At 40.1% G+C, this 6,137-nt stretch carries 6 protein-coding genes; 3 read left to right on the top strand and 3 right to left on the bottom strand.

Annotated elements, in window-relative coordinates:
• Positions 1-388: 388 nt before the first annotated feature.
• The 3 genes from serS to PT287_RS05765 all read right to left on the bottom strand — a co-directional run bounded on the left by serS (position 389) and on the right by PT287_RS05765 (position 3,075).
• On the bottom strand, positions 389-1,696 hold the full coding sequence (gene serS, locus PT287_RS05775) for a serine--tRNA ligase (RefSeq protein ID WP_277133374.1): 1,308 nt from the start codon (positions 1,694-1,696) through the stop codon (positions 389-391).
• 228 nt (positions 1,697-1,924) lie between these two features.
• The gene (locus tag PT287_RS05770) at positions 1,925-2,467 is read right to left on the bottom strand and encodes a GNAT family N-acetyltransferase (RefSeq protein ID WP_277133373.1); all 543 of its coding nucleotides are present in this window, start codon (positions 2,465-2,467) and stop codon (positions 1,925-1,927) included.
• Complete coding sequence (locus PT287_RS05765) at positions 2,467-3,075, bottom strand: TVP38/TMEM64 family protein (RefSeq protein WP_277133372.1); 609 nt, start codon at positions 3,073-3,075, stop codon at positions 2,467-2,469. Before PT287_RS05765 ends, PT287_RS05770 begins: the two co-directional genes overlap by 1 nt.
• 122 nt (positions 3,076-3,197) lie before the next feature.
• Here PT287_RS05765 and PT287_RS05760 point away from each other — a divergent pair, with 122 nt between their 5' ends.
• The 3 genes from PT287_RS05760 (at position 3,198) to PT287_RS05750 (ending at position 6,083) form a co-directional block, all read left to right on the top strand.
• Positions 3,198-3,626: a cytidine deaminase gene (locus tag PT287_RS05760; RefSeq protein ID WP_277133371.1), complete on the top strand. Its 429-nt coding sequence runs from the start codon at positions 3,198-3,200 to the stop codon at positions 3,624-3,626.
• A 129-nt stretch (positions 3,627-3,755) separates the two neighbouring features.
• The gene (locus PT287_RS05755; RefSeq protein ID WP_277133370.1) at positions 3,756-4,535 is read left to right on the top strand and encodes an alpha/beta hydrolase; all 780 of its coding nucleotides are present in this window, start codon (positions 3,756-3,758) and stop codon (positions 4,533-4,535) included.
• Between the two features lie 171 nt (positions 4,536-4,706).
• Positions 4,707-6,083, top strand: a complete 1,377-nt coding sequence (locus tag PT287_RS05750; RefSeq protein ID WP_277133369.1) for an NAD-dependent succinate-semialdehyde dehydrogenase — start codon at positions 4,707-4,709, stop codon at positions 6,081-6,083.
• The last annotated feature ends 54 nt before the right edge of the window (positions 6,084-6,137 follow it).

Below are 6,137 nucleotides of genomic sequence, written 5' to 3'. Positions count from 1 at the left end.
TTGTCAAGAACTTTTTTCTGCCCCCTGCTGAAGAAGTTTCGCTTTCCTCAGCAGCGTTTATTATCTTACTAAACATAACTCTTATTGTCAAGACCTATGTTTAATTTTATTTTTTGCTCTTGATTAAGCTAACTAGCTCTCAAGGACAAGTAATACTTTACCCTCTTTACGCGTTTTCGTCAAGCTCAGCATTTTGTTCGCTATTTACTTAAATCTACTGTCTAATTAGTTTAAGCTAATATAAAATTGCTACATTTTTCTAATTTTAATAAAGCAACTAGTTAAAAATATTCGGAATTTAACGATTTTTAGTCGCAAAACGGTCTAAAATTAATTTTATTTTTTTCAAAATAACTAAAAAAGAGGTCCAACTGGACCTCTTTAACGCTTAAATTAAGCTTTGTTCTTTAGTAATTTTTGTCATTCCGTTCATATATGGAACTAATGCTTCTGGAACTGTTACTGTGCCATCTTCATTTTGGTAGTTTTCCAAAATAGCGGCAACTGTTCGACCAACAGCCAAGCCAGAACCATTCAAAGTATGAGCTAAATGCAGCTTACCGTCTTCACCGCGGTAACGAATTTGCGCACGACGTGCCTGGAAGTCAGTACAATTAGAACATGAAGAAATTTCACGGTACTTGTCTTGAGCTGGCATCCAAACTTCCAAATCGTAAGTCTTGGCACTAGTAAAGCTGGCATCCCCAGTTGATAATGCAACAACATGATATGGCAAGTTCAACTTCTGCAGTAAGTGTTCAGCGTTTGCTGTCAAATTGTCTAATTCATGCCATGATTCTTCAGGCTTACATACCTTGACCATTTCAACTTTTCTGAATTCGTGCATTCTGATTAAACCACGGGTATCACGTCCAGCAGAACCTGCTTCACTTCTAAAAGCTGGTGACAGTGCAGTTACGTTAATCGGCAATCTGTCTTCATGAATAATTTCATCACGGAAGTAATTAACTAGTGGCACTTCAGCAGTCGGAATTAAAGTTAGGTCCCGTGGCTTATCCGGATCATCGTTATCTACTATTGTATAAACATCTTCATGGAACTTCGGGAATTGTCCGGTTCCTTGCATTGAAGCGTCATTTACCAAGTATGGTGGAATGATTTCCGTATAGCCAGCCTTCGTGTTTTCATCTAAGAAGAAGTTAAATACGGCCCGTTCCAAAAGTGCACCTGCGCCTTTATAGTAGACAAAACGCGCACCAGAAACCTTAGCACCGCGATCCCAATCTAAAATATCGAGGTCAGTTCCTAAATCCCAGTGGGCTTTAGGCTTAAAATCTAATTTTGTTGGTTCACTCCACTTACGCACTTCTTGGTTGTAACTTTCATCAGGACCGATTGGGTCAGAATCATCAGGGAAGTTTGGCAATCGCAATAAAATATAATTTTGCTTGTCAGTTAACTCACTAACCTTATTGTCTAAGTCCTTAATTTCACTACCAACTTCGCGCATTTCAGTGATTACGCTTGAAGCATCTTCTTTATTACGCTTAGCTTGCGCAATCTTTTTAGACACATCATTGCGTTTAGCCTTTAGCTGTTCACTTTGATTTAAACTTTCACGGCGCTGTTTATCAATCTTAATTAATTCATCTAATTGCTCCGGCTTAATCCCACGCGTAGCAAGCTTTTCCTTTGCCCAATCGAGATTCTCACGAATCACTTTAATATCTAGCATTGTTTACCTCCATAAAAAAGAGCCAACTCATCCCTGCATCTTGGGACGAATTGGCTCATACATGGCTTCGCGGTACCACCCAGTTTCAGTTATTGCGATAAAATAACTGCACTTCATTATTTGGCGATAACGGCGCCGCAGCCCGTGTAACTATTAATTACCCACATTTAAAGAATCTGGAAACGACTTTTATCCGCTCACACCAGCCGCGAACTCTCTGAAATAGTCTTAAGATTCCGTGTTTGCATTTATTTTAAGCCATTCTTTCCTATCAAGCAAATAGTATTTTTCTTGATAGGAAAAAAGATGACTAATTTTACTTAAATCGACAAAATAAACGTACTTAAAGCCCAAACGCTGCAGCAATTTTTGCGATTTCAAGTTATGGGCAAAAGTCCCCGCCCAAATTTCGGTTTGGTCAAGCTGATTAAAAGCATAAGCAAAAATTAGTTGTAAGGCCTCAGTCATATAGCCGTGTCCCGAAAACGACTTATCTAATAAGAAACCAACTTCTTTAGTTTGCAATAATTCCTGATCATTTGTCCCGCGCTCATATAATTCAACAAGGCCAATCACCTGCTGCGTTTCTTGCAAGCAAATCGCATAACTATTATCTCGCGCAGCATATTGCTTAGCGGCAAGTTCAGCCTGCGCCAAATTTTGATAGCGACTAAAGCCAGCATAATGATAGTAGTAATCGTCCTTGCCCCATCTTAAAATAACCGGTGCATCTGCCAAGCTAAAGGAACGCAAATAAACCCGCTTAGCCATTACTTACTGCCAACAAGTTTGAGCAGCCAATCCATCCCAAACATTAGGGCAAAACTGTACGCCGCTATTGTCCATGGCTTTCCTAAAATAATTATCCAAAAGTAAGTTGAGAATTTCATCTCCGTTAATCCCGCTAACATGCACAGAACATCGTCCGGCGCCATTGGCGCAACAATACAAATTGCAAAAAACCAGTTAAATTTTCGCTGATTTTTCGTCCACTTCATATATTTATCGAGTGTCTTTTCGGAAACAATATGCAGGATAAACGGCCGGCCATAATAACGAGCCAAAAAGAAATCAATAATTGAACCAATACAAACACCGACATAATTATAAATAAAACCAGCCAAGGGGCCAAAAAATACTACCCCACCGAGCAGTGACACACCACCCGGAATAATTGGAAAAACAACCTGTGTAGTTTGAATCAAAACAAAAATAACCGGGCCAATAATTTTTTTATTAGCTAAATATGCGCGCATCTTCGCCTGACTAGTAAAAATCCCTAGGCGATACCAATAGATACACAGCAAGATAATAATAATCCCACTAACAACGGTTAAGATATTAATTAATCGTCGACTAGCTTTAGGTGACAAATGCATAATCTTCCTCCATATGTTAAGGTCAATTTTACCAAAATTTCACGATCCATGATTGCTTTTTTAGCTAATTGAGGATAATAATTAAAATAACTTAAAAATTTTACCATTAAAAGGAGGTCAAAATGGATATCTGGGACAAATTATATAAACAAGCCAAAAAAGAATACCATCCCGGTGAAGTTACACCATACGTTTATGCCCGCAGCGTTGTTTGTGCTCTTGAAGCAGAAGATGGGCAAATTTTTGTAGGCGTTTGTATCGAAAGCTGCTCTGGCGTATTAAACTTATGTGCTGAACGCGTTGCCGCGCTGAATATGTATGTTACAACTGGGCAAACTCACATCAAGCGCATTATCGCTTTTCGCGACAAACCACCATTTGGCGGCAGTTCTGGTATGCCTTGCGGCGCCTGTCGCGAATTTCTCATGCAATTAGACCCAAGTAATAAAGATACCGAATTTATGGTAGATTACGCGTCAAGACAAACAATTACTTTAGCCAAACTAATTCCTAATTGGTGGGGAACAGACCGCATAGCGGCGCAAAATTAACTTCTGTTCAGCCAGTTAATCTATTCCACAATAAATTTGACTTATTAATCAAATTTTTTCAGCCAAAAGCACAATTTTATTCTAAGATAGAAGAGACAATAAATATAGTTATATTGGAGGTTTAAATATATGGCTAAAATTAAGAACGATATCATTTATGATGAAGAACACCACTTGGCAACTGACATTTACTTGCCAGATACGCCCTCAAAAGCGACTAAAGTTTTAATCTTTTGGCACGGTGGCGGCTGGATTCGCGGGGATAAAGGCGACGTTAAAGATTTATGTCTTAAAATGACAGAAAAAGGCTTCACTGCATTTGTCCCGAATTACCGCTTGGCACCAACCAACACTTTCCCAGCTGCACACGATGATACCGTCAAGTTCGTTGAATGGCTGCTTGACTCTGATTACACTGGTTCAGACACCAAGGGCATTACGCAAATCGGTGCCAGTTCCGGCGGCGTCATGGCCCTCTACATTGCTGGAAAGTACGGCTTCCCAACAGTTACTTGGTCAGCACCAGTCAACTACTCCGCTTGGATGAAAGAGCACGAAGCCACTAAGGCCTCAATCGATGCTCGCGGCGAACTCGGCTTAACCGACCCTAAGGCAATTAACGAATCCTTCTATAAATACTTTGGTTTAGCATACGCCGGTTCAAGTGATGCAGCCACTCTCGAAAAGCTGGACGCAAAATCCTACGACTACTCCAACTTGGGACACTTATGGCTAATTAATTCAGTCGACGAATTGTCCCCATTGAAATATGTCTTGGACTTTATCCAAACATTGGCTAAAGAAGACCGCGGCTCAGAACTTACTGTTCTCCCAGGTCAAAAGCACGCAATGGCCTATGCCAATGACTACATTGATGCTTCACTTGCCTACTTAACGCAAATGATGTAAGTACTACAATAGAAAAACCGCGAAAGTATTGCTTTTTCGCGGTTTTTTTGTAAGCAAATTAATTATTAGTAAAACTTGGTTCAAAAAATTCAAATTAACGTGATAACGCTTTATAATGTGTATTGAAACATTTATTTGTTTTTAGAATGATTTTAAAAAAGAGGTAACAATATGGCTAAATATCAATCAGTCAACCCATATACCAATGAAAAGTTTGCCGAATACGACAACCCAACAACCACTCAAATTGACGAAGCAATTAATCTTGCCCATGCGTTATACAAGAAGTGGCAACACGAAAGTCCTGAAAGTCGTGCCATAATTTTGCATCAAGTTGCTGACAGCTTGCGCAAGCATGAAGACGAAATGGCCGAAATGATGACTCGTGAAATGGGTAAAATGATTCACGAATCCAAAGAAGAAGTTGAAATTTGTATTTCGATTTGTGAATATTACGCTGAAAAAGGCCCAGATATGTTAAAGCCGCAACCAGTTGAGTCCCAGCTTGGCCGTGCCTGCTACTTGAAACAAGCTACTGGTGTAATTATGGCTTGCGAACCGTGGAACTTCCCACTTTACCAAATTATCCGGGTCTTTGCTCCAAACTTTATCGTTGGTAACCCAATGCTATTAAAACATGCCCACAACGTTCCTGGTTCTGCTGCTTTAGCTGCCAAAATCGTTAAAGAAGGTGGCGCACCTGAAGGCAGCTTTATCAATCTTTACCCAACTTACGACCAATTAGACGACATCATTGCTGATCCACGGATTTCTGGTGTTGCCCTGACTGGTTCAGAACGTGGTGGTGCTTCAGTTGCTGCTAATGCTGGTAAGAATTTGAAAAAGTCAACAATGGAACTTGGCGGCAATGACCCGTTCATCATTTTGGATGACGCCGACCCAGAACTTTTGAAACAAGTATTGTGCACTGCTAGAACTTATAATGGCGGTCAAGTATGTACCTCATCCAAGCGAATTATTGTTGTTAAATCTCGCTACGACGAAGTTTTACACGAATTAAAGAACGTCTTTTCTAACTTAAAACCAGGCGACCCAATGGACGACGCAACGACCTTGCCACCAATGAACTCAGTCAGCTCAAGAGATAAGCTAACTAAGCAAGTTAAGGCCGCAGTTGATGCTGGTGCAAAAGTCTTTTATCAATATCCAGAAATTAAGTCTGACGGTGCTTTCTTTAGTCCCGTAATCTTGACTGATATTGACAAGAAGAACCCAGCATTTGACGAAGAAATGTTTGGTCCTGTTGCAATGGTCTACAAGGTTGAAGATGAAGACGAAGCCATTGCTCTTGCCAACGACTCAAGTTACGGCCTTGGCTCATCAATCATCAGTTCTAATGTTGACCATGCCCAAGAATTGGCTGCTCAAGTTGAAAGTGGTATGACCGTAATTAACGGCACTTGGATTACTTCAGGTGAATTACCATTTGGTGGAGTTAAGAATTCCGGATACGGCCGCGAGTTAAGTGACTTAGGGATGATGGCCTTTGTCAACGAACACCTTGTAATCGATGTTTCCCACAAATAAATTTAACTAAAACAAAAATGCTGAGTTTAACGCTCAGCATTTTTATTGCTCTTT

This window comes from Lactobacillus sp. ESL0679 (assembly GCF_029433515.1).
GTDB lineage: Bacteria > Bacillota > Bacilli > Lactobacillales > Lactobacillaceae > Lactobacillus.
This window is presented reverse-complemented; position numbering and strand designations above follow the sequence as displayed.